Raw genomic sequence first — 25,606 nt, 5'->3', positions numbered from 1 at the left:
TTTATCTGGCAAGCTTCTTGCATGACAATGCTAGAGGAGGTCGCTCGATGCTCCCGTGACCCCAGAAAGGAGTCTGACATGAACCCGCAACACACGACGGCCGTCATTCGCCTCGATCAACTCAAGTCGCTCGGGAGAGGGGAAGCTGTGCTTGCCGGCGGATGTTCCAGCACCGCGTCAGCGGGCAAGAGCGGCTGTGGCTCGAGGGCCGTGGCCGAAGAGCTCCCCGCCGCGATCTGGGAAAAAGTAAAGGATCATCCCTGTTACAGTGAAGCAGCGCACCACCACTATGCCCGCATGCACGTGGCGGTGGCCCCGGCGTGCAACATTCAATGCAACTACTGCAATCGCAAGTACGATTGCGCGAACGAATCCCGTCCCGGCGTGGTCAGCGAACGCCTGACGCCGGAGCAAGCAGCGCGCAAGGTTGCTGCCGTGGCCGCGCGTCTGCCGCAGCTCTCAGTTCTGGGGATTGCCGGGCCGGGAGACCCTTTGGCAAATCCTCAGAAGACCTTTGAGACCTTCGAGCGTGTGGCGCAGCTTGCACCGGATCTCAAACTGTGCCTGTCGACCAACGGCTTGGCGCTGCCCGCCCTCGTCGATCGGATCGCCGCTTACAACATCGACCACGTCACGATCACCATCAACATGATCGACCCGGAGATCGGACAGGAGATTTACCCCTGGATCTTCTGGCGCCATCGGCGCTGGACGGGGAAGGAAGCGGCTCGCATCCTCAGTGAACAGCAGCTGCTCGGGCTGGAGCGCCTGACGGAGCGCGGCATTCTCTGTAAGGTCAACTCCGTCATGATTCCTGGCATCAATGACGAACACTTGATCGAGGTCAACGCTGCCATCAAGAGCCGAGGCGCGTTCCTGCACAACATCATGCCGCTCATCTCTGCACCGGAGCATGGCACGGTTTTCGGCCTATCAGGGCGCCGTGGCCCGACGGCGCAAGAGCTCAAAGCCTTGCAAGACCGTTGTGCCGGCGGTGCCAACCTCATGCGGCACTGCCGACAATGCCGTGCCGACGCAGTGGGGCTGTTAGGTGAAGACCGCAGCAGCGAGTTTGCGCTCGATCAACTGGACGAGCGCCTTCCTGCCTATGACCTCGAAGCGCGTCGCCTCTATCGTGAGACGGTCGAGGCCGAACGCGCAGCGATGGAAGCAGCCACCCGCGCCGAACGCGACAAGCTCTCCAGCCTGGGTAACGAATCCTTGACCTTGCGTATCGCCGTCGCTACCCGAGGGCACGGACGCATCAACGAGCACTTCGGCCACGTGCGGGAATTCCAAATCTATGAGGTGGGAGCTGCGGGAGTGGTGTTCATCGGCCACCGTAGGGTAGACGCCTATTGTCAGGGGGGGTACGGCGAAGAGGAAACACTCGAGACCGTGATCCAGGCGATCGCCGACTGCGATGCCGTTTTCGTCGCCAAGATCGGTCGCTGCCCTCAGGAGCAGCTCGACGCTGCCGGTATCGCCGTGATCGATCGGTACCGCTTCGAATACATCGAACCCTCCGTCTTGCGTTATTACCAAGAATGCCTGGAGTTGTATCACCGAGGTGAATATGTTGTCCGCCGTCGAGGCGATGCGCAAATTCGCCAAGGTGCTTACGTCGCCGCTTGATCCATCTTTGACCCTCACCCAAGGAGAACGCTCATGCCGTACAAAATCATCGCCTCGCAATGCACCGGTTGCTCCGCCTGCGAAGCCGAGTGTCCGAACCAAGCGATTCGCGAGAAGGGGGGCATCTTCGTCATCAACCCGGAAAAATGCACCGAGTGTATCGGCTATTTCGACGATCCTCAGTGCGTCCTGGCTTGCCCCGTCGACAATACCTGCGTCATCGACACGAGTCGACCGCGCTATGTCGCCTAAATCAGGAGCTCGCCCATGGAGACGTTCAAACTGACGACGACGGCAGAAAAATTCGTACGCCGGATGCTTCGCATGAGCGGCCTCGAAGGCCGGGGCGGGTTTCGCCTGCTGGTCAAAGGAGGTGGGTGCATCGGCGTGACGGCGGACTTTAGCGTGGAACCCGAGCCGATCGATGGCGATCAGGTAATCGAGGTAAAAGGGCTGACTTTCTTCGTTCCGCCGGAGAGCCTGCCCCTCCTCGAAGGAACGATCCTGCACTACGCTGAAAGCCCGACGAGCAGCGTGCTCATGTGCCTGGTGCCCAAACCGGTAACGCTCTCGACCTGCGCCACGGTCTGAATCACGACGGAGAAAAGGCAATGAGCCAGATTCGCCGCAACGAGGAAATCGAACTCTTGCAGGCACCGGTATTTACCTATGGGCAGAAAGTTCGTGCGCGCAAGAACGTGCGCAACGACGGTACCTTCCCAGGCGCTGAGATTGGCGAGATCCTGGTGTGTAAAGGAGATGTCGGCTACGTCCAAGGGATCGGAACTTTTTTGCAGCAGTTCTACATCTACGCCGTGGATTTCGTCGACCGGGCCCGACTCGTCGGCATGCGAGCCAAGGAACTCGAGGCCGTCGAAGCCGCTGGAGGCGGGCAACCCAAGGAGTGCGCGTGAAAGTCATGATTCGCAAGCAGGCCGACGGCGGCTTCACCGCCTACGTGGCGAAGAAAGATCTTGAAGAACCTATCGTCGCAATGGAACGAGCGCAGCTCTGGGGCGGCGAAGTCACTTTGGCCAACGGCTGGCGCCTCATGTTACCCGAAATGGCGGCAGAGACTTCCTTTCCGGTCACGGTCGAGGCCCGCCGCCTGGGAGAATGAAAATGCAATGCCACGAGGAAGACGTAGCGCACCTGCGCGCGATCTCGCGAGCGATCGCGCTCGGTGACGTCGTTCCCTATCTTGGTCCCGGCGTATTCTCCCTGAGCGCCGCGCCGTGCCCGATTCCCGATTCCCCGGAACGACTCGTCGCCGAACTCGCCGCCAAGGTGAGCGTACCGCACCGTCTGCAGAGCAATCTTACGGCGGCAGCCCAGTTCATCGAGAATTTCAAGCACCGCAAGACGCTTGCGCGGCTCATGCAAGACGCCTTTGCCGCAGCAGCCCCGCTCACTGCCTTGCACCGCCATCTTGGCCGTTTGCCGGGCAAACCGCTCCTGATCGTCAACACCTGGTACGACGACGCTATGGCCCGAGCGCTAGCCGACACTCACTCATTGTGGGGACAGCTCCTGGGACTGAGCCAGACCGAGTCTCGGGGCGGTTGGGTCGCTGCCTACGAAGCCGATGGCAGCCTCACTGATCTCGAAGAAGCGGAGACGTGGAATACCGTCATCTATAGCCCCTTGGGTTCAGTGAAGCCCAACGGACATTGCCTCGTGTCGGATTCCGATTTCGTTGAAATCCTGACGGAGATCGACATCCAGACGCCCATTCCCCAGGTCGTACGCACCCTGCGACGAGGGCGTAGCTTTCTCTTCCTGGGTTGCCGCTTTCGTACCCAACTCGAGCGCATTTTCGCAGCGCAGATCATGAAACGATCGAGCGAACGGCACTGGGCGGTCCTGTCCGAGCCGCCAACGCGTAACGAAGCCCGTTTCCTCGAACGCCATGGCATCACGCCGCTTGCTTCGCCACTGGAGGCCGTGGTCGCAACCCTATTCCAGGAAACAAACAGGGAAGATCCTGTCCCTGAGAAATGTTCTGCGCTTGCGCTTGCATGATAATGGTTTCAATCGACATCAGGAATTGATCCACCTGCGACAGACAGCCCCATCTGGATGTGCCGCTCGTCTTTACGAGCGATCTTGTGCTCGCACAGAAAGCCGAGCGTCTCGTGCAGGCTGAGCTCACGTCGGGCCGCTTCGTCGAGGAGGCTGTCGATCTGATCGCGCATGGCGATGAGCTTCAAGCGCGTGAGCATGGCCATAAGCCGTTCGTGATCGGGGTGCACCAAAAGCTTCCTCCGACGAGCGCCTCGTACTCGGTGAGTGCCAGGGCCAACGGGCTCGTGCCCACGGATTCGACCGTGGGTGAGCCCGCCTGGAACGCGCGGCCTACCAACCCTTCGAAGGGCTGCGGATCGATCGCGCGGGCACGGCGGCCAGAGCGCACCGCGTGCCGGGCCACTTTTTCTCCCGCATGACACACCTCCTGGCTGACGACGCCAGGGGGTCAATTTAGCGTGTCGCCCAATACGCGCTACCCCAACAGGTATGGAACATTCGAGCAGAAGCGACGGGAGACAATGAGCTTACAGTGCTTCCTTGGTGAGGGAGTTTGTCCGGTTCGAGACAAAACGACACTTCTTTGTCTGGGTAACGACAGAGCTCAATCTCATCATTTTTTAAAAATTTTCAATTAAATCAATCAGCTATGCAAATTATCGAGGTTGGCACGACCTTTGCTATTTAGAAATCGAGCAGTAAAGTTGGCTTCGGGCGCATCGAGAAGAAGAGCAATGGGGGATGCGAGTAAGTAGGGTTCCGAAACGCTTTCTGTCTTCGCCGAACCTCAACCCTTGAAGGAGAACGTCATGTCTGGACTGCGCCAAATCGCGTTTTACGGTAAAGGTGGCATTGGGAAGTCCACCACGTCACAAAATACCCTCGCCGCGCTCGCCGATATGGGCAAGAGCATCCTCATCGTCGGCTGCGACCCTAAGGCCGATTCCACTCGCCTGATCCTGCACGCCAAGGCGCAGGACACCATTCTGTCGTTGGCGGCCGAGGCCGGGACGGTCGAGGATCTCGAACTCGATGATGTGATGAAAATCGGCTACAAAGGGATTCGCTGCGTCGAGTCGGGTGGTCCCGAGCCAGGGGTCGGCTGCGCCGGACGCGGTGTGATCACTTCGATCAACTTTCTCGAGGAAGAAGGGGCTTATGAGGGCATCGACTATGTTTCCTACGATGTGCTCGGTGATGTGGTCTGCGGCGGTTTCGCCATGCCGATTCGGGAGAACAAGGCACAGGAGATCTACATCGTCATGTCCGGCGAGATGATGGCGATGTACGCGGCGAACAACATCGCCAAAGGCATCCTGAAGTACGCCAATTCGGGCGGAGTTCGTCTGGGCGGTCTGATCTGCAATGAGCGCAAGACCGACAAAGAGTGGGAACTGGCCGATGCTTTGGCAAAGAAGCTGGGCACAACGCTGATCCATTTCGTCCCGCGTGACAACATCGTTCAGCATGCCGAGCTGCGACGCATGACGGTAGTCGAGTATGCCCCTGATTCGAAGCAAGCTGATGAGTACCGGGCCTTGGCCAACAAGATCCACAACAACGCCGGCAAAGGCGTAATCCCGACGCCAATCACGATGGACGAACTCGAAGACTTGCTCATGGAACATGGCGTCATGGCCCAGGTCGACGAGTCCGTCGTCGGCAAAGCAGCGGCGGTGGCTTGAGGTCATGGGCCGGTCGTCATGGCCGGCCCTCCTTCGGCGAGATCTTGCCAAAGGGAGCGGCCTTTTGCCGAGCGCTTGCTAGAGCTGCCTTGCCCCCAGAACCCACGAACAGATGTTAGGAAGGAGTCGAAACATGAGTGCCGTCGCCGAACGCATCGACGAAGTGAATCCGGAAGAGCTCATCAAGGAGGTCCTCGAAGCTTATCCGGAGAAGACCGCCAAACGCCGTGCCAAGCACCTCGGAGTCTACGAGGAAGGTAAAGCTGATTGTGGGGTCAAATCCAACATCAAGTCCATCCCCGGAGTAATGACGATCCGCGGCTGCGCCTACGCCGGGTCGAAAGGCGTCGTTTGGGGACCGATCAAGGACATGATCCATCTCTCCCATGGCCCAGTCGGCTGTGGGCAATATTCCTGGGCGGCCCGCCGCAATTACTACATCGGCACGACGGGCGTAGACACTTTCGTGACGATGCAATTCACCTCCGATTTCCAGGAAAAGGACATCGTTTTCGGTGGGGACAAGAAGCTCGCCAAGATCATCGACGAGATTCAGGACCTTTTCCCGCTCAATCACGGCATCTCGATCCAGTCCGAATGCCCGATCGGGCTGATCGGCGATGACATTGAGGCCGTCTCCAAGAATAAGTCGAAAGAGTATGGCGGTAAGACCATCGTTCCAGTGCGCTGCGAGGGTTTTCGTGGCGTGAGCCAGTCGCTGGGGCATCACATCGCCAACGATGCGATCCGCGATTGGGTATTCGACAAAGCCGGGGAGCGTTCCCCCACTTTCGAACCGAGCCCCTACGATGTGGCCATCATCGGGGACTACAACATCGGTGGCGATGCCTGGGCGTCGCGCATTTTGCTCGAAGAGATGGGCTTACGCGTGATCGCGCAATGGTCGGGGGACGGGACCTTGGCCGAGCTGGAGAACACGCCCAAGGCCAAGCTCAACGTGCTGCACTGTTACCGTTCGATGAATTACATCAGCCGGCACATGGAAGAAAAGTACGGCATCCCTTGGGTCGAGTACAACTTCTTCGGTCCGACCAAGATCGCTGAATCGCTGCGCACGATCGCCAGTTTCTTCGACGATCACATCAAGGAAGGGGCCGAGCGGGTGATCGCGAAATATCAGCCGATGGTCGACGCCGTGATCGCCAAGTTCCGTCCGCGGCTTGAGGGCAAGAAGGTGATGCTCTATGTGGGCGGCTTGCGCCCGCGCCACGTGATCGGCGCCTACGAAGACCTCGGCATGGAGGTCGTCGGCACCGGCTATGAATTCGGGCACAACGACGATTATCAACGGACGACGCATGACATCAAGGGTGGCACGCTGATCTACGACGACGTGACCGAATTCGAACTAGAGCGGTTCGTCGAGAAGATCCGTCCCGACCTCGTCGGCTCTGGCATCAAGGAGAAATACGTCTTCCAAAAGATGGGGGTCCCGTTCCGTCAGATGCACTCCTGGGACTACTCCGGTCCGTACCACGGCTATGACGGCTTCGCCATCTTTGCCCGCGACATGGACATGGCGATCAACAACCCGGTGTGGAACCGAACCAAGGCTCCCTGGCTGTGACGCAGTTCACACGGGGTTTTGATGCGATACGGTGCCTTCGGGTACCTTTACCGAGGTAGCGAAAAATGACACAAAGTGCCGATCACGTGCTCGACCATTTCACCTTGTTCCGCCAGCCGGAATACACCGAGATGTTCGAGAACAAGAAAAAGAACTTCGAATGCGGGACGCCCGACGATCGGGTGCAGGAAGTACGCGACTGGACGAAAGGCTGGGAATACCGCGAGAAGAACTTCGCCCGCGAGGCGCTCACCATCAACCCTGCCAAGGCATGCCAGCCGCTGGGGGCGGTGTTCGCTTCCTTGGGCTTCGAGGGGACCTTGCCTTTCGTGCATGGTTCCCAAGGCTGCGTCGCTTATTATCGCAGCCACTTTTCGCGGCATTTCAAGGAGCCCACGTCCTGCGTGTCCTCGTCGATGACTGAAGATGCGGCAGTGTTTGGGGGCCTCAACAATCTGATCGACGGTTTGGCCAACGCCTACACACTATACCGGCCCAAGATGATTGCCGTCTCGACCACCTGCATGGCCGAGGTCATCGGTGACGACTTGAATGCCTTCATCCAGAATGCCAAAGCGAAGGGCAGCGTGCCCGAGACCTTCGACGTCCCATTCGCGCACACGCCAGCCTTCGTTGGTAGCCACGTCACGGGGTACGACAACACAATGCGCGGCATCTTGACGCACTTCTGGGAGCACCGAGAGCGGGTGCCGGAAGAGCGGATCAACTTCATCGGCGGCTTCGATGGCTACACCGTCGGCAACCTGCGCGAGATCAAGCGCATCCTCTCTCTTATGGGGGTCAAGTACACCATCCTTTCGGATACCAGTGACGTTTGGGATACTCCGACCGACGGAACCTTCCGTATGTACGACGGGGGGACCACGCTTGAAGAGACAAAAGCCGCCCTCAATGCGACCGCGACCCTTTCGATGCAGGAATATTGCACCGAGAAGACGCTCGCCTATATTGCAGACAAGGGGCAGGAGACGGTAGCGTTCAATCATCCGATCGGCGTAGCCGCGACCGACCGCTTCCTCATGGCGGTGTCCCGCCTCAGCGGGCGCCCGATCCCGGCCGAGCTCACCAAGGAACGTGGCCGGCTCGTCGATGCCATCGCTGATTCGTGCAGTCACTTGCACGGTAAGCGCTTTGCCCTCTACGGCGACCCTGACCTCTGCCTCGGGCTCACGGAATTTCTCCTCGAACTCGGGGCTGAACCCGTCCATGTGCTCTCGACCAACGGCGGTACGCATTGGGCCGAGCGCGTCCAAGCGCTCTTCGACGCCTCGCCTTTTGGCAAGGGATGTCACGTCTATCCTGGCAAGGACTTGTGGCACATGCGTTCGCTGCTTTTTACCGAACCAGTCGATTTTCTCATCGGCAATACCTACGGCAAGTTCCTTGAGCGCGACACGGGCACTCCGCTTATCCGCATCGGTTTTCCGATCTTCGATCGCCATCATCATCACCGCTATCCAGTGTGGGGCTATCAGGGAGGGATGAACGTGCTGGTCTGGATCCTCGACAAAATCTTCGATGAGATGGATCGTCGTTCGATGACGACGGCCAAGACGGACTATAGCTTCGACATCATCCGTTGAAACTTCCTGGGAGCAGGCCGTGAGCGCGCTAGCCCAAAAGATCCAGCAGGTTTTCGACGAGCCTGGGTGTACAAAGAATCAGGGCAAATCGAACGAGGCTCGCAAGAAAGGGTGCAGCAAAGTCTTGCAACCGGGAGCGGCCGCCGGGGGCTGCGCCTTCGATGGGGCGAAGATCGCCTTGCAACCGATCGCCGACGCGCTGCATCTGGTTCACGGCCCCATCGCCTGCGAAGGCAACTCTTGGGACAACCGCGGCGCCTGCTCTTCGGGGCCCCGCTTGTATCGCACTGGCTGTACCACCGATCTTGGCGAGCTGGAGGTAATCTACGGTGGGGAGAAGAAACTCTTTCGCACGATCAAGGCGCTCATCGAGCGCTACGATCCGCCGGCGATCTTCGTCTATCAAACCTGCGTGCCGGCGATGATCGGCGATGACGTCGAGGCCGTGTGTCAGGCCGCGCGCGAGCGCTTCGGCAAACCCGTCATTCCCGTCAATGCGCCGGGTTTCGTCGGCAGCAAGAATTTAGGCAACAAGCTCGCTGCCGAGACCTTACTCGAGTACGTCATCGGGACCGAAGAGCCCGACGACATTTCGCCCTACGACGTCAATATCATTGGGGAATACAACCTCGCCGGCGAATTCTGGCAAGTCAAACCTCTGCTGGAGGAGATGGGGCTGCGGGTACGCGCCAGCATCTCCGGCGACGGTCGCTACCACGACATCGCGCGCAGTCATCGGGCTCGCGCCGCGATGCTCGTGTGCTCGAAAGCGATGATCAACCTTGCGCGCAAGATGCAGGAGCGCTATGGAATCCCGTTTTTCGAAGGATCCTTCTACGGCGTCTCCGACACCAGCGCGGCGCTGCGAAGCTTCGCCGAGCTGCTGATCGCCCAAGGCGCCGACGAGGGGCTGCGCGCGCGTACTGAGGCGATCATCGCGCGCGAGGAAGCGGCGTTCTGGCGTGAGGCCCAGTTCTACCGAGAGCGTTTGCACGGCAAGCGTGTGCTGCTCGTCACCGGCGGGGTTAAGTCCTGGTCAGTGGTCTCGGCCCTGCAGGAACTGGGAATGGAGATCGTCGGCACCAGTGTGAAGAAATCTACCGCCGAGGACAAGGAGCGCATCAAGGCGTTGATGGGCGAGGAGGCGCACATGTTCGACGAATTGCCTCAGCGCACCATGTACGCCATGCTGCGCGAATCGCGTGCCGACATCATGCTCTCGGGCGGACGCTCACAGTTCGTGGCGCTCAAGGCGAAGATGCCTTGGCTCGACATCAATCAGGAGCGGCACCATCCCTATGCGGGCTACCGTGGAATGCTGAATCTGGTACGGGAAATCGACAAGGCACTCTCCAATCCGATGTGGCAGCAGGTACGCCGGCCTGCACCGTGGGACGAGAGGGTCTCCTCGACGACGGGAAGGGAGTGAGCGATGGCCACGATCCTGCGTTCGCCCAAAGCGGGAGTGATCAACCCTCTCAAGATGAGTGCTCCCTTGGGGGCTGCGCTCGCTTTCCTCGGCTTGGATCGTTGCATGCCGACGCTACATGGGTCGCAAGGGTGTACGGCCTTCGCCCTGGTGCTCCTCGTGCGCCATTTTCGGGAGATGGTCCCGCTGCAGACCACGGCGATGAACGAAGTTTCCACCATCCTTGGCGGCATGGACAATCTGGAACAGGCGATCCTCAACATCGCCGAGCGAACCAAGGCGGGTCTCATCGGCATTGCGTCGACCGGTCTTACTGAGACCAAAGGCGAGGACGTCGAGGGACAGCTTCGCCTTTTTCGCCAGGCACATCCCGAGCTCGACGAGTTGGCGATTCTTTACGTTTCGACCCCGGATTATCTTGGAGGTTTGCAAGAAGGGTGGGCAAAAGCGGTGCTGCGGTGCGTCGAGACTTTCGCCGAACCGTGCCCGCGCGAAGCGGGGCGGGTCAACGTGTTCGCCGGCCCGTCCCTGACGCCGGGTGATCTAGAATGCTTGCGCGAGATGATCGAAGCCTTCGGTTTGCGTGCAGTGCTGGTGCCCGATCTCTCGGGGTCGATGGATGGGCACGTCCCACAACAATTCGTACCGACGACGATGGGAGGGACGACGATCGGAGAGCTGCGCAGCCTCGGTGCGGCCGAGTATACGCTCGCCGTCGGTCGGGCGCAGGAGCCGGCTGCCAGGCTGTTGGCCGAACGCTGTGGGGTGCCTTACGAATGCTTCGATACGCTCATCGGGCTCGAACCAAGTGACCGGCTCATGGAGACGCTTGCTCGCTTCTCGGGACGGCCGGTGCCAGCGCGATTGCGCCGACAACGCAGCCAGCTGCTCGACGCGATGCTCGACGCCCATTTTTTCACCGGGGGGAAGCGGGTCGCCCTCGGTGCGGAACCCGATCTCCTGTTGGGCTTGGGAACCTTTCTTGCCGGAATGGGCGCACAACTCGATGCCGTGGTGACGACCTCCGAATCGCCGCTGCTCGAGACGCTGCCGACGCGCGAGGTGGTCGTCGGGGATCTCGACGATCTCGAACAACGAGCCGCTGGCTGTGACCTGTTGCTGACGCACTCGCACGGTCGGCAGATGGCCGAACGCCTCGGGGTGCCGCTGCTGCGCGTGGGTTTGCCTGTATTCGATCGTCTGGGGGCGGCGCACCGCGTGTCGATCGGCTATCGCGGTACCCGGGAATTGCTGTTTCGTGTGGCCAACACCCTGCTGGCACACGAGTCGGGACACGAGGGTGGGGAGCGATGCAATGACGATCTTCGTGCGTCGCTTGCAGCTCATTGAGACGGATCCATCCATCGGGACGCAAGGAGCTTTCATGAAAGTCGCATTTTGTACGCAAGACCTCCAACGAGTCGATGCGCATTTCGGTTGGGCCAAGCACATCGCCATCTACGAGGTGACGGCCGAAGGGTCGCATTTGGTCGAACTGGTGCAGTTTAGCGAAGGCCTCGAGGAGGATGGCAACGAGGATAAACTCGGACCGAAGCTCACGGCGATCGAGGAGTGCGCCATTCTCTACGTCGCGGCCATCGGCGGGTCAGGAGCGGCGCGGGTGGTAGCCAAGAACATCCATCCGATCAAGGTGGCACAACCGGAGCCGATCGAGTCCTTGCTGCGCCAATTGGAGAATGTCCTGCGCGGCACGCCGCCACCCTGGTTACGCAAGGCGGTATTGAAAAGGCAGCGACAATCATTCGCATTCGAGGAGGAATGATGGCGAAAGAAATGATTGAGAAGGAAGTGCCGACGGTATTGCCCGATTCGGCGTTCCTTGGCGAGCTCGTCAAGCAGTGGCGGGCGCAGGATCTGCATGGGACGTGGGAAGGAAAGCGCGATGCGCAGCTACTCGCTCCGTACGTGGTGACGCGCGCGCAGAAGCGCACCTTACCGTTGTTGGATAACCCCGACCCGGAGACGTTGTGGCGTTTGGAGATGTTCTACAACGCGGTGGGGCTAGCGATCGAGCGGCGCACCGGCGTCATAGTGACGCCGCTGCTGAAGATGCATCCCGAGGGGTTTGGGCGGGTCGTCCTAGTAGCGGGGCGGCTCGTCGTCCTCGACAAGACATTGCGCGATGTACACCGCTTTGGATTCGAGACCGTGGAGTTGCTCGCTGCCGCGGGTGAGTCCTTGGTTGAGGCTGGTGTGGCGATGATCTTGCGTTATCCAGCGCTGGCGGGCAAAGACGGATGAACGGGGGCAAGGCAATGGAGACACAGGAGGCGTTGAAGGCAGAGGTCAAGCGGCTCAATGCTCGAGCGATGGCGGCGCGCATGGCGCTGCATGATTTGTCCGAGGAATTACCGGTGGGGTTGGACCGGGTGATGGCGGTGGCGCAAGAGACCGTGACCGCATTCGAACAGCTCGAGGCGGCACGCCGGCGACTGGCGCAGGCAGGAAGTTAGGAGTGCGACATGGCCGTTTTCCAGGTGACATTACCCAGCGGATCGACGTGGACGCCGCGCTTCGTCGCTGCCTTGGATCAGAGCCGATGCATCGGTTGTGGGCGCTGTTTTCGCGTCTGTGGCCGGAATGTCTTGCAACTGATGGGCTTGACCGAGGGGGGCGAGGCCATCGTCCTGACGCTGGGGGACGATGGCGATGAGGACGACGAATCCTACGAGCGTAAGGTGATGACTATCGTGCATCCAGAGCATTGCGTCGGTTGCGAGGCGTGCGCGAAGATCTGTCCCAAATCGTGTTATACGCACGCTCCGGCGGCGCTGGAGTGAGTCTCATGGCGGCCTGTGGCTTAGACGAGAAACTTTTCACGTACTTGCTGGAGCGGGCGGCCGCCCCGGACGAGGCGACGCGTCCCTTGGCGGCGATGTTGGCGCGAGCGGCGGGTATGCGCTTGTCTTTGGAGCGACTGGGGTGGCCACGCGCAGCACTCGATCGGCTCCTGGCTCGGTGTTTTCCGGGCGCAGCGGCGGCGAGCTTGCGCACGGCGCTCGAACACGCGCCACGCGAATTTCCCCGCGAGGCGGAGGAGATTCCGGACTTGGTGGTGTTGCTGCTCGAGCATGCTGCGGTGCGGGATGAGACGACGTTGTGGCTTGCCCGAGCCGTGGCGCTCGCTTGTCTCGGGGAGCAGCATCTATGGCAGGATATGCGTCTCCCCCATCGTGCGGCACTGACTACACTGCTGGGGCAGTATTTCCCTTCGTTGGTGCGTCGTAATACCCAGGACATGAAATGGAAACGATTTTTGTACAAACAGCTGTGCGAGAAAGAAGCAATCGCATGTCGAGCCCCCCAGTGCACCGCCTGCGAGGATTATCGCGACTGCTTCGGTCCCGAGACGGTACCCGAATCGGTGGGGGTATGCTGAAGCTGGTGTGCTTCGTCGCTTGGGCCCTCGGTTCGTCCTCGTCTGCTGGGGCCGCCGAAGTGATCGTGGCCGTGGCGGCCAACTTCACCGCCCCGATGAAAGAGATCGCCGCCGCCTTCGAGCGCGAGACGGGGCACAAGGTGAGCCTGAGTTTCGGTTCGACCGGCAATTTCCGCACCCAGATCGTCAATGGCGCCCCATTCCAGGTCTTCCTGGCCGCCGACGACGAAACACCGGCCGCCCTCGAACGCGATGGCTACGCCGTGCCGGGTACGCGTTTTACCTACGCGGTGGGAAAACTGGTGCTGTGGAGTCCCACGCTCGTCGTGGATGACCAAGGCAAGATCCTGGAGACGGGGGAATTCACGCATCTGGCCGTCGCCAACCCCAAGCTCGCTCCTTATGGCAAAGCGGCGATGCAGGTCCTGCAGAAACGAGGACTGGCCACGCGCCTCGAACCGAAGATCGTCTGGGGCGAGTCGATCACCCAGACGTACCAATTCGTCGTGAGCGGGGCGGCCGAGCTCGGGTTCGTCGCGTTGTCGCAAGTCTATGAAGATGGAAAGATAAAGGGATCGGCGTGGTTGGTACCGCAAGAAGACTATGATCCGATCCGGCAAGACGCCGTCTTGCTCGTCCGGGGCAAGGACGAACCGGCGGCGCGCGAACTGCTCACCTATCTGAAGCGCGAACCGGCCCGGGCGATCATCCAGCGCTACGGCTATTCCTTCGAGTGAGCCGGTGTGGTGAGCGCGGGAGCTTGGGCGGCCTTGGCCCTGTCGCTGCGGCTCGCAGCGGTGACGACAGCGGTATTGTTCTTGTTAGGAACGCCGCTCGCATGGTGGCTCGCGCGCACGCGGTCTCGCCGCCTCAAGGGAGTGATCGCCGCGGTCGTGGCGCTACCGCTCGTCCTGCCGCCCACCGTGATCGGTTTCTATCTCCTCCTCGTCTTGGGGCCCCATGGGCCAGTGGGTTGGCTCACCCAGCAGCTCGGTTGGGGGCTGCTGCCGTTCTCCTTTTCCGGACTCGTGGTGGGCTCGGTGATTTTTTCTCTGCCCTTCCTCGTCCAGCCCCTCCAGAATGCCTTCGAAGCGATGGGCGATCGCCCCTTGGAGGTGGCCGCCACTTTGCGCGCCGGGCCGTGGGATCGTTTTTTCACCGTGGCCGTGCCGCTCGCCCGCCCAGGTTTTCTCACCGCCGGAGTACTCAGTTTCGCCCATACGATGGGAGAATTCGGCGTCGTCCTGATGATCGGGGGAAACATCCCGGGGAAGACGCGCGTCGCCTCGGTCCAACTCTATGAGTTCGTCGAGGCGATGGAATATGGCGAAGCGCATCGGCTCGCGCTCATCCTCGTGCTCTTCTCTTTCGTCGTCCTGGTGCTGCTCAACTTCTTCGGGCAGGGCAAGCGATGAAGCAGAGAGGCATCGAGGCCGAGTTACACACCGATTTCGCCGATTTTTCGCTGGGGGTATCCTTGTCCCTGCCCGGACGCGGGGTGAGCGCCCTCTTCGGCCCTTCCGGTTCGGGCAAGACGAGCTGCCTGCGCGCCCTGGCCGGCTTGATGCGAGCGCGAGGGTTCGTTCGCTTCGCAGACGAAATCTGGCAAGACGACGCCAAGGGAGTTTTCGTACCGGCGCATCGACGGGCGATCGGGGTAGTCTTCCAGGAGGCGAGCCTTTTTGCCCATCTGTCGGTGCGCGGCAATGTCGAATATGGTCTGCGGCGCGTCCCGCCGGCGCAGCGGCGCATCGCCTTGGAGCAGGCGATCGAGTTGCTGGGGATCGCCCCACTGCTCGAGCGTCGTCCCCAGACTTTGTCCGGCGGTGAGCGCCAACGGGTGGCCATCGCCCGAGCCTTGGCCGTCTCGCCGCGCCTCTTGCTGATGGACGAGCCGCTCTCGGCCCTGGACGTCGGGCGCAAGGAGGAGATCATTCCCTACCTGGAACGTCTGCCGCACGAGCTCGACCTTCCCATCGTCTACGTCAGCCACGCGCCCGATGAAGTTGCGCGCCTGGCCGACTACCTGGTGGTTTTGCGCACGGGTAAAGTGCTCGCCAGCGGCCCCTTGCAAGAAGTGCTCGTGCTGCTGGATACGCCGATCCGCCTGGGCGAGGAGGCCGGCGTGGTCTTGCAGGGAAACGTTGCCGAGCACGACGAGACGTGGGCCTTGATGTGCGTCGCCTTCCTGGGCGGCCGGCTGTGGGTGCGCCGTGAGGATCTGCCCCTGGGCGCCCCTTTGCGCTTGCGAGTGCTCGCGCGCGACGTGAGCCTCGCGCGCTCGCCGCATCAGGACACCAACGTGCTCAACATGTTGCCAGCGAGGGTGGAGGAAATCGGCGAAGACGATCATCCGGCCGACGCCTTGGTGCGGCTCACTGTGGGAGAATCCGCCCTGCTCGCGCGCGTCACGCGCCGCTCTGTGGCCCGGCTCGATCTGCACCCCGGACAAACCGTATGGGCGCAGATCAAGGCGGTGGCGGTGCTGCGTTGAAAGCTCGTGGGGCAATCGTCGCGCGCGAGGCAATCGCTAGGCGCCAGACGCTTGCCGACGTCGATGTGCTCATCAAGGTAAGGTGCTCGACGCGCGCATTCCCGCAGCAAGCCGCAATCCTCTGCTCATCAGCCTCTTCGGCCTCTCCTCCGGGGCGACGCTCGCCACGGTGGTCGGCGTGCTGATCGAGGTGCCGGCGATGCTGCTGGTCGTGAAATTCGTGCCTCTCACCCGCGGCTGGTACGAACGCCGCGCGGCGTGAGCACCGAACCCTGCACGCCGGCAATCCCTGTGTGCTCATCCCGCGGCGTGCCCAGGAACCCGTCGGTCGCGACGGTCTGTGGCAGCTCGTCGATGCCGGGGAAAAGAGCCGTTACTGCGCTGCGGCCTGAGGCAGGAAAAGGAAAGGGACGCCTCGTTGCACCGAACGCCCCTTTCCACGCTCACCACCAGTATGTGGGATACGCTCGCCCCGTGCGCAAGTTATTGACGATCAACGCCACCCCGACCAGGGCGAGCGCCCCGCATAAGGTCGGCGTGAGCAAGAACGGCCACGACGCCCCCGAGAGCATGACGATGACCGGGTTCGAGCCGGCCGGCGGATGGACGGTACGGGTGAGTTGCATCCCGGCGATCGTGCAGCCCGCCGCCAGCGCCATGCTCCACCAAGCATCCCCGAGCAGATGCAGGAACACCAAGCCCACGAGTGAAGCGAGCAAGTGGCCACCGATCACGTTGCGCGGCTGGGAAAAGGGGCTATCGGGAAATCCAAAGAGCAACACGCAACTGGCGCCGAACGAACCCAGAACGAGCGGCAGCTGCGCCCGGCTCGAAGCATAGGCCACCACGGCGATCGCGATTGCCCCCCGAGTCCGGCCCAAGCGATATCCCCCAAAGGGGCTCGCGGCGGGCATACGGCACCGCCAATTTTCCATTTGCTGACGAATCCGATCATGAGGGGCTCCCAAAGCGTCGTCGAAAGATGGCGTGCAAGAGGCACGAAACTGATAATACAGACCTGTCTGTATATGTCAACTTGGGCTTGCCCTTCTCTTCCCATATACTTCACCTTGCCTGCCACAGCGATGCTTCCGATGCGCGACACCCGCCAGCTCCTACTCGATACGGCCGAGCGCCTTTTCTACGCTCACGGCTACCACGCCGTCGGCATCGATCGGATCGTGGCCGAATCCGGCGTCTCCAAGATGACGCTCTACAAACACTTTCCCTCGAAGGACGCCCTGATCGCCGCCGTCCTCGAGCGACGCGACGCAGCGTTTCGCGCTGCGATGGATGCCTTCGTCGCCTCGTTCGACTCACCTTGGGAACGACTCGAAGCGGTGTTCGTCTGGCACGAACGCTGGTTCAACGAACCCACCTTCAACGGCTGCATGTTCATCAGCGCCGCGGCGGAGTATCCAGCACCGGATGATCCGATCCACCTCGCCGCCAAGGCTCACAAGGAAGCGATCCGAAAGAAGATCAAAGAGATCGTGTCACCACTCACCGAGGAATCCGCCGCCGGACGCCTCGCTGCACAAGTACTCTTGCTCCTCGAAGGAGCCATCGTGACGGCGCTCGTGCTCGGAGAGAAAGATTCCCCTCGCAGCGCCTGGCAAGCAACCCAGACCATCCTGGCGCAGAGCAGACCGAAGACGACAGCACCGACCGTTTCGGCTGATTCGTCCACCCCGCGGCACGATGCGTTATCATGAATGCTTCGCATCGATGCCGTGGAGAAACAGGTACGCCATGAACGAAGTCACCGACTTCGGCTTCCGCAAGGTACCCGAACCCGAAAAGAAACACCTCGTTGGCCGGGTATTTTCCTCGGTCGCCGGCAAGTACGACCTGATGAATGATCTCATGTCGCTCGGCCTGCACCGGCTGTGGAAAAAGTTCGCCGTGACCGTCTCCGGCGTACGCCCCGGCCACCGCGTGCTCGACATCGCCGGCGGCACGGGCGATCTGGCGCTCGCCTTCGCCCGGCGCGTGGGCCCCACCGGGGAAGTCTGGCTCACCGACATCAACGGTGCCATGCTCGCGCGCGGGCGCGACCGGCTCCTCGACGAAGGGGTGCTCGTGCCCACGGCGCAGTGCGACGCCGAAGCGCTCCCCTTCCCCTCGGATCATTTCGACTGCGTCAGCGTCGCCTTCGGCCTGCGCAACATGACGCACAAGGAAACGGCGCTCGCCGAGATGCACCGCGTGCTCAAGCCCGGCGGGCGACTCCTCGTGCTCGAATTCTCCCGCGTCTGGGCCCCTCTTTCACCGGCCTACGACCTCTATTCCTTCAAGGTCCTACCTTGGCTGGGCGAGAAAATCGCCCACGACGCCGAGAGCTACCGCTACCTCGCCGAATCGATCCGCGTGCATCCCGACCAGGAAACGCTCAAGGCAATGATGGAACGCATCGGCTTTCATCGCGTCGATTATTACAACCTCACCGCCGGCGTGGTCGCCCTGCACCTCGGCCGCAAGCTGTAAGCCCTTAACGGAGGTCCCATGAAACGCCCCTTCCTCACCCTGCTGCTCGCGCTCTTCGCCTCCTTTACTTTCTTCGACGCAGCCGAAGCCAAACGCCTCGGCGGCGGCAGCGGTGGCGGCCTGCAGCGCAACATCACCCCCTCTGCCCCCCTCTCCCCGGCGCCGAAACCGGCAAGTCCGACCTCTCCCACCCAGGCCCCCGCCCAGCGCCAGACACCGGCGCAGCAACCCAGCACCGCGCCGCAGCCGGCGCCCAAACGCTCCTGGCTCGGTCCCCTCGCTGGACTCGCTGCCGGCCTAGGGCTGGCAGCGCTCTTCCAGCACCTGGGCTTGAGCGAAGAATTCGGTTCTCTGCTCCTCCTCGTGCTCTTCGCCGTCGTGCTCTTCGCCCTCTTTCGCCGCTTCGCCGGAGCACGGCGCGCGCCCGAACCGGCCTACGCCGGAGCGACCGAGCGCACGATGACCGGGCCCGCCATGAGCGCGCCCCCTGCAGCGCCGGCCAACGGCACTCCTGTCGCTGACGACCTGCGCGCCCAGCTCGACGAAGCCGCCTTCCTCGCCGAAGCCAAGCGGCGTTTCGTCGAACTGCAGGCAGCGCACGACCGCGGCGACTGGGAAGCCATTGCCTCCCTCGTCACGCCGGAGCTGCTCGCCGACCTGCACCGCCAGGGTGGGCAGACTCCCGGTGAGAAGACCGACATCGTGATGCTGGAAGCGCGCCTCGTCGATCTCTCCCTCGAAGGGGACCACTACGTCGCCACGGTCGAATTCTCCGGTAGCCTGCGCGAGTCGCGCGACGCCCCGCCGCAACCCTTCAGCGAATACTGGCATCTGGTCAAACCGCTCCACGGCGGCGGCTGGCGGCTTGCCGGCATCCAACCGGTTGCCTGAACCATGTGGCAAGGGGTGCTCACGGCGGCGCTCGAGCGTCACCTCGACGAAGTCCCCTGGTGGCGCGAGCGGCTCGCCGCCCACGCCGGCGCTGCGGTACGCCTCGAAATCGAACCCTTGCCGCCCTTGGGATTGCGAATCGACGCAAACGGCCGACTGCTGCCCGATGCTGCCGTTGCGCCCGCCGTGACGATCCGCCTGCGCCTCGAAGAAGTCCTGCGGCGGAGGCTGCTCGCCGAAGGCGCCGCGGTGCGCACGCACGTCGAGGGCGAAGCGGCGATCGCCGAGCTGCTCGCCAAGGCCTTCTCCGAACCTGCCCCAACGCTGGAACACTGGTTTGCCGAGCGGTTTGGCCCCATCCTGGGGCTGCGCCTGCATGCGCTCATGCGCGCCGGTCTCGCCGCCCTGCGCAATGCCGGCGAGGCGATCAGCGGCAACCTGATCGAAACCCTGAAAGAAGAAGAGGGGCTGCTCCCCTCTCGCGCCGAATACGAACGGCTGCAGGCAGACGCGGCGGCGCTCACCCGCGAACTCGACGCCCTACGCCGGCGCATCGCACGCCTGGCCTCCGGCACAGCGGCACACAAGTGAAAAAGGCCGCATGTCGCGGCCTTTTTCTTTTCCACCTCCGAACAGCAGGCGGCTCAGGTGCCGCCCACGCGGTTCTTCAGGCGCTTCATCTGCTCGATCGTCTGCAGCTGCGCCACGGCCTCGAGCAGCTCGGCCTGCGCCCGCGCGTAGTCGATCTTCGCCTGCTGGTCCTTCAAAGCCTCCTCGGCCCGGCGCTTGGCCTCCATCGCCCGCGCCTCGTCCAGATCGCGGCCGCGGATCGCCGTATCGGCGAGCACCGTCACCAGGCTGGGCTGCACCTCCAGCATGCCGCCAGCCACGAAAATGATCTCCGGCTCGTCGCGATCCGGCACCTTGATGCGCACTGCTCCCGGACGGATACGGGAAAGCAGCGGCGCATGCCCCGGCAGCACCCCCAGCTCGCCCGCCTCGCCGGGCAGCACGACCAGCTCCGCGAGCCCCGAGAAAATCTGCTCCTCGGCGCTCACGACATCGACATGTACGGTCATCGCCATCTTTGCATCCCCTCGTCGAAGGCGCCGCGGACGAGATGCCGCGGCGCGCGATCACGGCCGCCACAACACCACGGCGGCCGAGACCGTCATTGCAGTTTCTTGGCCTTTTCCATCGCTTCGTCGATGGTGCCGACCATGTAGAACGCCTGCTCGGGAATGTCGTCGCACTGCCCTTCGACGATCATCTTGAAGCCGCGGATCGTCTCCTTGAGCGGCACGAACTTGCCGGGGCTGCCGGTGAACACCTCGGCCACGTGGAAGGGCTGCGACAGGAAGCGCTGGATCTTGCGCGCGCGGGCCACGACCAACTTGTCTTCCGGCGAGAGTTCGTCCATGCCGAGAATGGCGATGATGTCGCGCAGTTCCTTGTAGCGCTGCAGCGTCGCCTGCACGGCACGGGCCACGTTGTAGTGCTCCTCACCCACGACGAGCGGGTCGAGCTGGCGCGAGGTGGAATCGAGCGGATCGACCGCGGGATAGATCCCCAGCGCGGCGATGTCGCGCGACAGCACCACGGTCGAGTCGAGGTGAAGGAAGGTGGTGGCGGGCGACGGGTCGGTCAGGTCGTCCGCCGGCACATACACCGCCTGGATCGAGGTGATCGAACCCACCTTGGTCGAGGTGATGCGCTCCTGCAGCTTGCCCATCTCCTCGGCGAGCGTCGGCTGGTAACCCACCGCCGAAGGCATCCGCCCGAGTAGCGCCGACACTTCGGTACCGGCCAGCGTGTAGCGGTAGATGTTGTCGACGAAGAAGAGGATGTCGCGACCCTCGTCGCGGAACTTCTCCGCCATGGTCAGACCCGTGAGCGCCACGCGCAGACGGTTGCCCGGCGGCTCGTTCATCTGGCCGAAGACCATCGCCACCTTGTCGAGAACGTTCGACTCCTGCATCTCATGGTAGAAGTCGTTGCCCTCGCGGGTACGCTCGCCCACACCGGCGAACACCGACAGACCCGAGTGCTGCTTGGCGATGTTGTTGATGAGCTCCATCATGTTGACGGTCTTGCCCACGCCGGCGCCGCCGAACAGACCCACCTTGCCTCCTTTGGCAAAGGGGCAGATGAGGTCGATCACCTTGATGCCGGTCTCCAGCAGCTCCACCGACGGGGAGAGCTCGTCGAATTTCGGCGCCTTCTGGTGGATCGAGCGGTATTCTTCGGCCTGGATGGGGCCGGCCTCGTCGATGGGGCGCCCCAGCACGTCCATGATGCGGCCCAGCGTGCCGGAACCGACCGGAACGGAGATCGGCGCCCCCGTGGCCTTGACTTTCATGCCGCGGCGCAGCCCGTCGCTCGAACCCAAGGCGATGGTACGAACGACACCATCGCCCATCTGCTGCTGCACCTCGAACGTGAGCCCGGTCTCGGCAAACTCGCTCGTATCTTCCAGCTTCAAGGCTTCGTAGATTTTCGGCATCGCATCGCGGGGGAACTGGATGTCCACCACCGCGCCGATGCATTGAACGATCGTACCCGTTGTCATCGTGTATTTCCTCGATTGTGCATTGTCCGTCACACCGCCGCCGCGCCGCCGACGATCTCGGCGAGCTCTTTCGTGATCGCCGCCTGCCGCGATTTGTTGTAGATGAGCTGCAGCTCCTTGATCACGTTGCCCGCATTGTCGGAAGCCGCCTTCATCGCCACCATCCGGGCGCTCTGCTCGGAGGCCATGTTCTCGGCCACCGCCTGATAGACGATCGTCTCGAGATAGCGTACCAGCAGCTCCTCGATGATCGACTGGGGATCGGGCTCGTAGAGGTAATCCCACGCATGCTCCGGCGCCCCTAGCCGCTCACCGGTCAGTGGCAGCAGCTGCTCGACCACCGGCTCCTGTTTCATCGTATTGACGAAACGGGTATAAGCCAGATGCACCGCCTCGATCTCACCGGCGGTATAGGCGTCGAGCAGCACGCGCACCGGTCCGATGATCTGGTCGAGATGTGGCAGGTCACCCAGATGGGTGCGTTCGGCCACGACGTTGGCCTTGATGCGCTGCATGAACCCCAGGCCCTTGTTGCCGATCGCCACCACGCGAATGTCCTCGACCCCGTTTTCCTGCCAAGACTTCATGGTGTTGACGGTGTGCCGCAGGATGTTGGTATTGAGGCCACCGCAAAGCCCTTTGTCCGTCGTCACGAGCACGAGCCCGACCCGCTTCACCGGCTTCCTCTGGATGAGGAAAGGATGGCGAAACTCGGTGACGGTGGCATGCGACAGATGGGCGGCGAGCCGACGGATCTTCTCGGCGTAGGGACGGGCCGTCCGCATCCGCTCCTGAGCTTTGCGCATCTTGGAGGCCGCCACCATTTCCATGGCTTTGGTGATCTTGCGCGTGTTCTGCACGCTCTTGATCTTGCCTCGTATCTCTTTGCTACCGGCCATATCCCGTTTCTCCTAGTGCCGTGGCCCGTGCGCTCAGACCCAGGATTTCTTGAACGCGGCGATCGCATCCTTGAGACGCGCTTCGTCCTCCGCGGAAAGCTCACCCGTCTTCAGAATGCGCTCGATCACTTCGGGCAGCTGCTGCGCCACGTACTGGTGCATGTCATGCTCGCACGCCAGCACTTTTTCCACGGGAACGTCGTCGAAGTAGCCGTTGTTGACCGCCAGCAGCGACACCGCCATCTGTGCGATGTTCATCGGCGAGTATTGCGGCTGTTTCAGCAGTTCCGTGACGCGGCGGCCGCGCTCGAGCTGCTTGCGGGTGGCCTCGTCGAGATCGGATGCGAACTGGGCGAACGCCGCCAGTTCCCGATACTGCGCGAGGTCGGTTCGGATACCGCCCGAGAGCTTTTTGATGACCTTGGTCTGGGCCGCACCCCCCACCCGCGACACCGAGATGCCGGGGTTGACCGCCGGACGAATGCCGGCGTTGAAGAGATCGGTTTCGAGGAAGATCTGACCGTCGGTGATCGAGATCACGTTGGTCGGCACGAAGGCGGAAACGTCACCGGCCTGCGTCTCGATGATCGGCAGTGCCGTGAGCGAGCCGGTTTTGCCCTTGACCTCGCCCTTGGTGAAGTTTTCGACGTACTGCTCGTTGACCCGAGCAGCGCGCTCCAGCAGCCGCGAATGCAGGTAGAACACGTCCCCCGGATAAGCCTCGCGCCCCGGCGGACGACGCAGCAGGAGCGAAATCTGACGATAGGCCCAAGCCTGTTTCGTTAGGTCGTCGTAAATGATGAGGGCGTCCAGACCGCGGTCGCGGAAGTATTCGCCCATGGTGCAGCCGGCGTAGGCAGCCAGATACTGCATGGCAGCTGAATCGGAAGCCGAGGCGGCCACCACGGTGGTGTACTCCATCGCACCGTGTTCTTCGAGCTTGCGCACCACGTTGGCAATCGTCGAGGCTTTCTGCCCGATCGCCACGTAGATGCAGTACATGTTCTGGCCTTTCTGGTTGATGATCGTGTCGACGGCCACCGCGGTCTTACCGGTTTGGCGGTCGCCGATGATCAGCTCGCGCTGGCCACGGCCGATCGGGATCATCGTATCGACGGCCTTGAGGCCCGTCTGCACCGGCTGGGACACCGATTTACGCCAGATGACGCCAGGGGCGACTTTCTCGATCTTGTCGGTGAGTTTGGCCTCGATCGGACCCTTGCCGTCGATCGGCTGACCCAGCGCATTGACCACGCGTCCGAGCAGTTCGGGACCGACCGGCACTTCGAGGATGCGGCCGGTGGCCTTGACCGTATCGCCTTCGGAGATGTGCTCGTAGTCGCCGAGCACCACCGCACCAACCGAATCACGCTCCAGGTTGAGCGCGAGTCCGTAGGTATTGCCGGGAAACTCCAGCATTTCGCCCTGCATCGCGTCGGCCAGACCGTGGATACGGCAGATGCCGTCGGCGATCGACACCACGGTGCCCTCGTTGCGGGCCTGGGCGGACAGCTGCAGGTTCTGGATCCGGCTCTTGATCAGGTCGCTGATTTCAGAGGGATTGAGTTGCATCGAATGACTCCTAGATTTTGAGCGCAGCGGCCAGGTTCGCGAGCTTGCCACGTACGGAAGCGTCGATCACTTCGTCGCCCACCTGCACCCGCACCCCTCCGATCAGATCCGGATCGACGGTGATTTCGAGTTGCAGTTTTTTCTTGAAATGGGCTTCCAGGTCTTGCCTGAGACGTTCCCGAGTCGCCTCGTCGAGCGCAAACGCGCTCGTGACCTTGGCGACGGCGACGCCTTCGTGATCGTTCTTCCGGGCGACGAACAGCGCATGGATCTCCGGTAAGAGCAAGACACGGTCGTTCTTTACCAACATCTGCACGAAATTCCGCACCGCTTCGGGCAGCTGCTGGTCGACTCCGGCGAGATCCAGGAGCAGACCCGCCTTGCTTTCATCGTCGACCTTGGGATCGAGCAGGACGCTACGCACCTCGTCGAGGGTGACGAGGGCAGCGAGCCGCTCCAGCGCTTGCGACCAGGCCTCCAGCGCACCAGCCCCGAGCGCCAGCGAGAACGCAGCCTCCGCATAGGGGCGAGCGATGGTGACTTTTTCGGCCATGGCTTAGACGAGTTCCTTTTTGAGGTTGGCCAAGAGCTCGGCGTGAGCCTTGGCGTCGATCTCGCGGCGCAAGATGCGTTCGGCCCCGGCAACGGCGAGCCGGGCGACTTCCTCACGCAGCTCCTCCTTGACCCGCTCGACGGCAGCGCGCGCTTCCTGTTCGGCCGCCTCACGCGCCTGGGCGATGATGCGGGCAGATTCGGCACGAGCCTCTTCCATCAGCTTGGCGATCTGCTTGTCGGCCGCGGCACGCATCTGGGCCGCTTCCTCGCGCGCCTTGCGCAGCTCTTCGACGGCTTTCTTTTCGGCCAGCGCGAGATCCGCCTTGGCCTTGTCGGCTGCTGCGAGCCCTTCCGCGATCTTGGCCGAACGCTCGTCGAGCGCTTTGACGATCGGCGGCCACACGTATTTCATCGTGAACCAGCCGAGGATGAAGAACACCACCAGCTGGGCGATGAGGGTTGCGTTCAAATTCACGACGTCTGCCCCCTATGAAAAAACGGATGGGCGTTCACGACTCCGAGGATCAGAGCTGGAACGGGTTGGCGAACGCGAACATCATCGCGATACCGACGCCGACAGGAACGCCGCGTCGATCAGACCGGCGAGCAGGAACATCTTGGTTTGCAGCGCGTTCATCAGCTCGGGCTGACGGGCGGAGGCTTCGAGGTATTTCGACCCCATGATGGCGATACCGATACAGGCGCCGATGGCCCCAAGACCGACGATGAGACCAGCGGCGAGCGCGACGAGACCCAGAACGTTTTCCATGACG

31 protein-coding genes and 2 pseudogenes are annotated in these 25,606 nt (G+C 62.2%); 24 read left to right on the top strand and 9 right to left on the bottom strand.

Features of this window, described 5'->3' with window-relative positions; genetic code table 11:
- Positions 1-78: 78 nt before the first annotated feature.
- From nifB to GV368_RS03690, 6 genes are read left to right on the top strand one after another with little or no spacing between them, the layout of a single operon-like run.
- Complete coding sequence (gene nifB / locus GV368_RS03715; protein ID WP_169115517.1) at positions 79-1,635, top strand: nitrogenase cofactor biosynthesis protein NifB; 1,557 nt, start codon at positions 79-81, stop codon at positions 1,633-1,635.
- Between the two features lie 33 nt (positions 1,636-1,668).
- Positions 1,669-1,887, top strand: coding sequence for a 4Fe-4S binding protein (locus GV368_RS03710; RefSeq protein WP_169115516.1), 219 nt, complete (start codon positions 1,669-1,671; stop codon positions 1,885-1,887).
- Positions 1,888-1,902: 15 nt separating this feature from the next.
- Positions 1,903-2,226, top strand: coding sequence for a HesB/IscA family protein (locus tag GV368_RS03705; protein ID WP_169115515.1), 324 nt, complete (start codon positions 1,903-1,905; stop codon positions 2,224-2,226).
- Between the two features lie 20 nt (positions 2,227-2,246).
- Complete coding sequence (locus tag GV368_RS03700) at positions 2,247-2,549, top strand: nitrogen fixation protein NifZ (protein WP_169115513.1); 303 nt, start codon at positions 2,247-2,249, stop codon at positions 2,547-2,549.
- Positions 2,546-2,755, top strand: a complete 210-nt coding sequence (gene nifT, locus GV368_RS03695; protein WP_169115511.1) for a putative nitrogen fixation protein NifT — start codon at positions 2,546-2,548, stop codon at positions 2,753-2,755. Before GV368_RS03700 ends, nifT begins: the two co-directional genes overlap by 4 nt.
- Positions 2,756-2,757: 2 nt before the next feature.
- Positions 2,758-3,657, top strand: coding sequence for an SIR2 family NAD-dependent protein deacylase (locus tag GV368_RS03690; RefSeq protein ID WP_169115509.1), 900 nt, complete (start codon positions 2,758-2,760; stop codon positions 3,655-3,657).
- 8 nt (positions 3,658-3,665) lie between these two features.
- On the opposite strand, the gene GV368_RS03685 is transcribed toward GV368_RS03690, so the two are convergent.
- The gene (locus GV368_RS03685; protein WP_169115507.1) at positions 3,666-3,887 is read right to left on the bottom strand and encodes a P-loop NTPase family protein; all 222 of its coding nucleotides are present in this window, start codon (positions 3,885-3,887) and stop codon (positions 3,666-3,668) included.
- A gap of 582 nt (positions 3,888-4,469) precedes the next feature.
- Between GV368_RS03685 and nifH the strand changes: the two genes are divergently transcribed.
- The 14 genes and pseudogenes from nifH to GV368_RS03615 form a co-directional block, all read left to right on the top strand.
- Positions 4,470-5,345 carry a nitrogenase iron protein gene (gene nifH / locus GV368_RS03680; RefSeq protein ID WP_169115505.1) on the top strand — a complete coding sequence of 292 codons (876 nt, stop codon included), beginning with the start codon at positions 4,470-4,472 and terminating at the stop codon, positions 5,343-5,345.
- Positions 5,346-5,478: 133 nt separating this feature from the next.
- Entirely contained in the window at positions 5,479-6,933 is a 1,455-nt protein-coding gene (gene nifD, locus GV368_RS03675; RefSeq protein ID WP_169115503.1) for a nitrogenase molybdenum-iron protein alpha chain, read from the top strand.
- Between the two features lie 65 nt (positions 6,934-6,998).
- The gene (nifK, locus tag GV368_RS03670; protein WP_169115501.1) at positions 6,999-8,537 is read left to right on the top strand and encodes a nitrogenase molybdenum-iron protein subunit beta; all 1,539 of its coding nucleotides are present in this window, start codon (positions 6,999-7,001) and stop codon (positions 8,535-8,537) included.
- Between the two features lie 19 nt (positions 8,538-8,556).
- Positions 8,557-9,966 carry a nitrogenase iron-molybdenum cofactor biosynthesis protein NifE gene (gene nifE / locus GV368_RS03665; protein WP_169115499.1) on the top strand — a complete coding sequence of 470 codons (1,410 nt, stop codon included), beginning with the start codon at positions 8,557-8,559 and terminating at the stop codon, positions 9,964-9,966.
- A 3-nt stretch (positions 9,967-9,969) separates the two neighbouring features.
- Complete coding sequence (gene nifN, locus GV368_RS03660; RefSeq protein WP_169115497.1) at positions 9,970-11,316, top strand: nitrogenase iron-molybdenum cofactor biosynthesis protein NifN; 1,347 nt, start codon at positions 9,970-9,972, stop codon at positions 11,314-11,316.
- A 34-nt stretch (positions 11,317-11,350) separates the two neighbouring features.
- A complete protein-coding gene (nifX, locus tag GV368_RS03655) occupies positions 11,351-11,749 on the top strand; it encodes a nitrogen fixation protein NifX (protein ID WP_169115495.1) in 399 nt (132 codons plus the stop codon).
- Between the two features lie 11 nt (positions 11,750-11,760).
- Complete coding sequence (locus GV368_RS03650) at positions 11,761-12,228, top strand: NifX-associated nitrogen fixation protein (protein WP_206673252.1); 468 nt, start codon at positions 11,761-11,763, stop codon at positions 12,226-12,228.
- A complete protein-coding gene (locus GV368_RS03645) occupies positions 12,225-12,440 on the top strand; it encodes a CCE_0567 family metalloprotein (RefSeq protein ID WP_206673251.1) in 216 nt (71 codons plus the stop codon). The genes GV368_RS03650 and GV368_RS03645 overlap by 4 nt, the downstream gene beginning before the upstream one ends.
- A gap of 9 nt (positions 12,441-12,449) precedes the next feature.
- Positions 12,450-12,767, top strand: coding sequence for a ferredoxin III, nif-specific (fdxB, locus tag GV368_RS03640; protein WP_169115493.1), 318 nt, complete (start codon positions 12,450-12,452; stop codon positions 12,765-12,767).
- 5 nt (positions 12,768-12,772) lie between these two features.
- A complete protein-coding gene (locus tag GV368_RS03635; protein ID WP_169115491.1) occupies positions 12,773-13,366 on the top strand; it encodes a nitrogen fixation protein NifQ in 594 nt (197 codons plus the stop codon).
- Positions 13,360-14,103: a molybdate ABC transporter substrate-binding protein gene (gene modA, locus GV368_RS03630; RefSeq protein ID WP_169115489.1), complete on the top strand. Its 744-nt coding sequence runs from the start codon at positions 13,360-13,362 to the stop codon at positions 14,101-14,103. The genes GV368_RS03635 and modA overlap by 7 nt, the downstream gene beginning before the upstream one ends.
- 6 nt (positions 14,104-14,109) lie before the next feature.
- Positions 14,110-14,781: a molybdate ABC transporter permease subunit gene (modB, locus tag GV368_RS03625; RefSeq protein ID WP_169115487.1), complete on the top strand. Its 672-nt coding sequence runs from the start codon at positions 14,110-14,112 to the stop codon at positions 14,779-14,781.
- Positions 14,778-15,860: a molybdenum ABC transporter ATP-binding protein gene (gene modC, locus GV368_RS03620; protein WP_169115485.1), complete on the top strand. Its 1,083-nt coding sequence runs from the start codon at positions 14,778-14,780 to the stop codon at positions 15,858-15,860. Before modB ends, modC begins: the two co-directional genes overlap by 4 nt.
- Before the next feature lie 127 nt (positions 15,861-15,987).
- Positions 15,988-16,122, top strand: a pseudogene (locus GV368_RS03615) (arsenical-resistance protein); the annotation flags it as partial.
- Between the two features lie 181 nt (positions 16,123-16,303).
- Here the strand turns inward: GV368_RS03615 and GV368_RS03610 are convergent.
- The gene (locus tag GV368_RS03610; protein ID WP_198289008.1) at positions 16,304-16,741 is read right to left on the bottom strand and encodes an HPP family protein; all 438 of its coding nucleotides are present in this window, start codon (positions 16,739-16,741) and stop codon (positions 16,304-16,306) included.
- A gap of 213 nt (positions 16,742-16,954) precedes the next feature.
- Here GV368_RS03610 and GV368_RS03605 point away from each other — a divergent pair, with 213 nt between their 5' ends.
- The 4 genes from GV368_RS03605 to GV368_RS03590 are packed head-to-tail and all read left to right on the top strand — an operon-like array spanning position 16,955 to position 19,829.
- A complete protein-coding gene (locus GV368_RS03605; protein WP_055423306.1) occupies positions 16,955-17,575 on the top strand; it encodes a TetR/AcrR family transcriptional regulator in 621 nt (206 codons plus the stop codon).
- Between the two features lie 37 nt (positions 17,576-17,612).
- Positions 17,613-18,347, top strand: a complete 735-nt coding sequence (gene ubiE, locus GV368_RS03600; RefSeq protein WP_055423307.1) for a bifunctional demethylmenaquinone methyltransferase/2-methoxy-6-polyprenyl-1,4-benzoquinol methylase UbiE — start codon at positions 17,613-17,615, stop codon at positions 18,345-18,347.
- An 18-nt stretch (positions 18,348-18,365) separates the two neighbouring features.
- A complete protein-coding gene (locus tag GV368_RS03595; RefSeq protein ID WP_169115483.1) occupies positions 18,366-19,238 on the top strand; it encodes a Tim44 domain-containing protein in 873 nt (290 codons plus the stop codon).
- A 3-nt stretch (positions 19,239-19,241) separates the two neighbouring features.
- Entirely contained in the window at positions 19,242-19,829 is a 588-nt protein-coding gene (locus tag GV368_RS03590; RefSeq protein ID WP_169115481.1) for a hypothetical protein, read from the top strand.
- Positions 19,830-19,882: 53 nt separating this feature from the next.
- Here GV368_RS03590 and GV368_RS03585 read toward each other — a convergent pair whose 3' ends face one another.
- From GV368_RS03585 to atpE, 7 genes and pseudogenes are all read right to left on the bottom strand, one after another.
- Positions 19,883-20,323, bottom strand: coding sequence for a F0F1 ATP synthase subunit epsilon (locus GV368_RS03585; RefSeq protein WP_169115479.1), 441 nt, complete (start codon positions 20,321-20,323; stop codon positions 19,883-19,885).
- 86 nt (positions 20,324-20,409) lie between these two features.
- A complete protein-coding gene (gene atpD / locus GV368_RS03580; protein WP_169115477.1) occupies positions 20,410-21,807 on the bottom strand; it encodes a F0F1 ATP synthase subunit beta in 1,398 nt (465 codons plus the stop codon).
- Between the two features lie 29 nt (positions 21,808-21,836).
- Positions 21,837-22,706 carry a F0F1 ATP synthase subunit gamma gene (atpG, locus tag GV368_RS03575; RefSeq protein WP_142803931.1) on the bottom strand — a complete coding sequence of 290 codons (870 nt, stop codon included), beginning with the start codon at positions 22,704-22,706 and terminating at the stop codon, positions 21,837-21,839.
- 33 nt (positions 22,707-22,739) lie between these two features.
- The gene (gene atpA, locus GV368_RS03570) at positions 22,740-24,278 is read right to left on the bottom strand and encodes a F0F1 ATP synthase subunit alpha (RefSeq protein ID WP_142803932.1); all 1,539 of its coding nucleotides are present in this window, start codon (positions 24,276-24,278) and stop codon (positions 22,740-22,742) included.
- 10 nt (positions 24,279-24,288) lie between these two features.
- A complete protein-coding gene (locus GV368_RS03565) occupies positions 24,289-24,831 on the bottom strand; it encodes a F0F1 ATP synthase subunit delta (protein WP_169115475.1) in 543 nt (180 codons plus the stop codon).
- 3 nt (positions 24,832-24,834) lie between these two features.
- Complete coding sequence (locus tag GV368_RS03560; RefSeq protein ID WP_169115473.1) at positions 24,835-25,308, bottom strand: F0F1 ATP synthase subunit B; 474 nt, start codon at positions 25,306-25,308, stop codon at positions 24,835-24,837.
- 49 nt (positions 25,309-25,357) lie between these two features.
- A pseudogene (atpE, locus tag GV368_RS03555) lies at positions 25,358-25,602 on the bottom strand (F0F1 ATP synthase subunit C).
- Between the last annotated feature and the right edge of the window lie 4 nt (positions 25,603-25,606).

It is taken from the genome of Tepidiphilus baoligensis (assembly GCF_012911495.1).
In the GTDB taxonomy this organism is placed as follows: Bacteria; Pseudomonadota; Gammaproteobacteria; order Burkholderiales; family Rhodocyclaceae; genus Tepidiphilus; species Tepidiphilus olei.
This window is presented reverse-complemented; position numbering and strand designations above follow the sequence as displayed.

Coding starts and splice junctions, on each gene's coding strand:
- nifB (WP_169115517.1), top strand. CDS start 79: ATGAACCCGCAACACACGACGGCCGTCATTCGCCTCGATCAACTCAAG.
- GV368_RS03710 (WP_169115516.1), top strand. CDS start 1,669: ATGCCGTACAAAATCATCGCCTCGCAATGCACCGGTTGCTCCGCCTGC.
- GV368_RS03705 (WP_169115515.1), top strand. CDS start 1,903: ATGGAGACGTTCAAACTGACGACGACGGCAGAAAAATTCGTACGCCGG.
- GV368_RS03700 (WP_169115513.1), top strand. CDS start 2,247: ATGAGCCAGATTCGCCGCAACGAGGAAATCGAACTCTTGCAGGCACCG.
- GV368_RS03690 (WP_169115509.1), top strand. CDS start 2,758: ATGCAATGCCACGAGGAAGACGTAGCGCACCTGCGCGCGATCTCGCGA.
- nifH (WP_169115505.1), top strand. CDS start 4,470: ATGTCTGGACTGCGCCAAATCGCGTTTTACGGTAAAGGTGGCATTGGG.
- nifD (WP_169115503.1), top strand. CDS start 5,479: ATGAGTGCCGTCGCCGAACGCATCGACGAAGTGAATCCGGAAGAGCTC.
- nifK (WP_169115501.1), top strand. CDS start 6,999: ATGACACAAAGTGCCGATCACGTGCTCGACCATTTCACCTTGTTCCGC.
- nifN (WP_169115497.1), top strand. CDS start 9,970: ATGGCCACGATCCTGCGTTCGCCCAAAGCGGGAGTGATCAACCCTCTC.
- nifX (WP_169115495.1), top strand. CDS start 11,351: ATGAAAGTCGCATTTTGTACGCAAGACCTCCAACGAGTCGATGCGCAT.
- GV368_RS03650 (WP_206673252.1), top strand. CDS start 11,761: ATGATTGAGAAGGAAGTGCCGACGGTATTGCCCGATTCGGCGTTCCTT.
- GV368_RS03645 (WP_206673251.1), top strand. CDS start 12,225: ATGAACGGGGGCAAGGCAATGGAGACACAGGAGGCGTTGAAGGCAGAG.
- fdxB (WP_169115493.1), top strand. CDS start 12,450: ATGGCCGTTTTCCAGGTGACATTACCCAGCGGATCGACGTGGACGCCG.
- GV368_RS03635 (WP_169115491.1), top strand. CDS start 12,773: ATGGCGGCCTGTGGCTTAGACGAGAAACTTTTCACGTACTTGCTGGAG.
- modA (WP_169115489.1), top strand. CDS start 13,360: ATGCTGAAGCTGGTGTGCTTCGTCGCTTGGGCCCTCGGTTCGTCCTCG.
- modC (WP_169115485.1), top strand. CDS start 14,778: ATGAAGCAGAGAGGCATCGAGGCCGAGTTACACACCGATTTCGCCGAT.
- GV368_RS03605 (WP_055423306.1), top strand. CDS start 16,955: ATGCGCGACACCCGCCAGCTCCTACTCGATACGGCCGAGCGCCTTTTC.
- ubiE (WP_055423307.1), top strand. CDS start 17,613: ATGAACGAAGTCACCGACTTCGGCTTCCGCAAGGTACCCGAACCCGAA.
- GV368_RS03595 (WP_169115483.1), top strand. CDS start 18,366: ATGAAACGCCCCTTCCTCACCCTGCTGCTCGCGCTCTTCGCCTCCTTT.
- GV368_RS03590 (WP_169115481.1), top strand. CDS start 19,242: ATGTGGCAAGGGGTGCTCACGGCGGCGCTCGAGCGTCACCTCGACGAA.
- GV368_RS03585 (WP_169115479.1), bottom strand. CDS start 20,323: ATGGCGATGACCGTACATGTCGATGTCGTGAGCGCCGAGGAGCAGATT.
- atpD (WP_169115477.1), bottom strand. CDS start 21,807: ATGACAACGGGTACGATCGTTCAATGCATCGGCGCGGTGGTGGACATC.
- atpG (WP_142803931.1), bottom strand. CDS start 22,706: ATGGCCGGTAGCAAAGAGATACGAGGCAAGATCAAGAGCGTGCAGAAC.
- atpA (WP_142803932.1), bottom strand. CDS start 24,278: ATGCAACTCAATCCCTCTGAAATCAGCGACCTGATCAAGAGCCGGATC.
- GV368_RS03565 (WP_169115475.1), bottom strand. CDS start 24,831: ATGGCCGAAAAAGTCACCATCGCTCGCCCCTATGCGGAGGCTGCGTTC.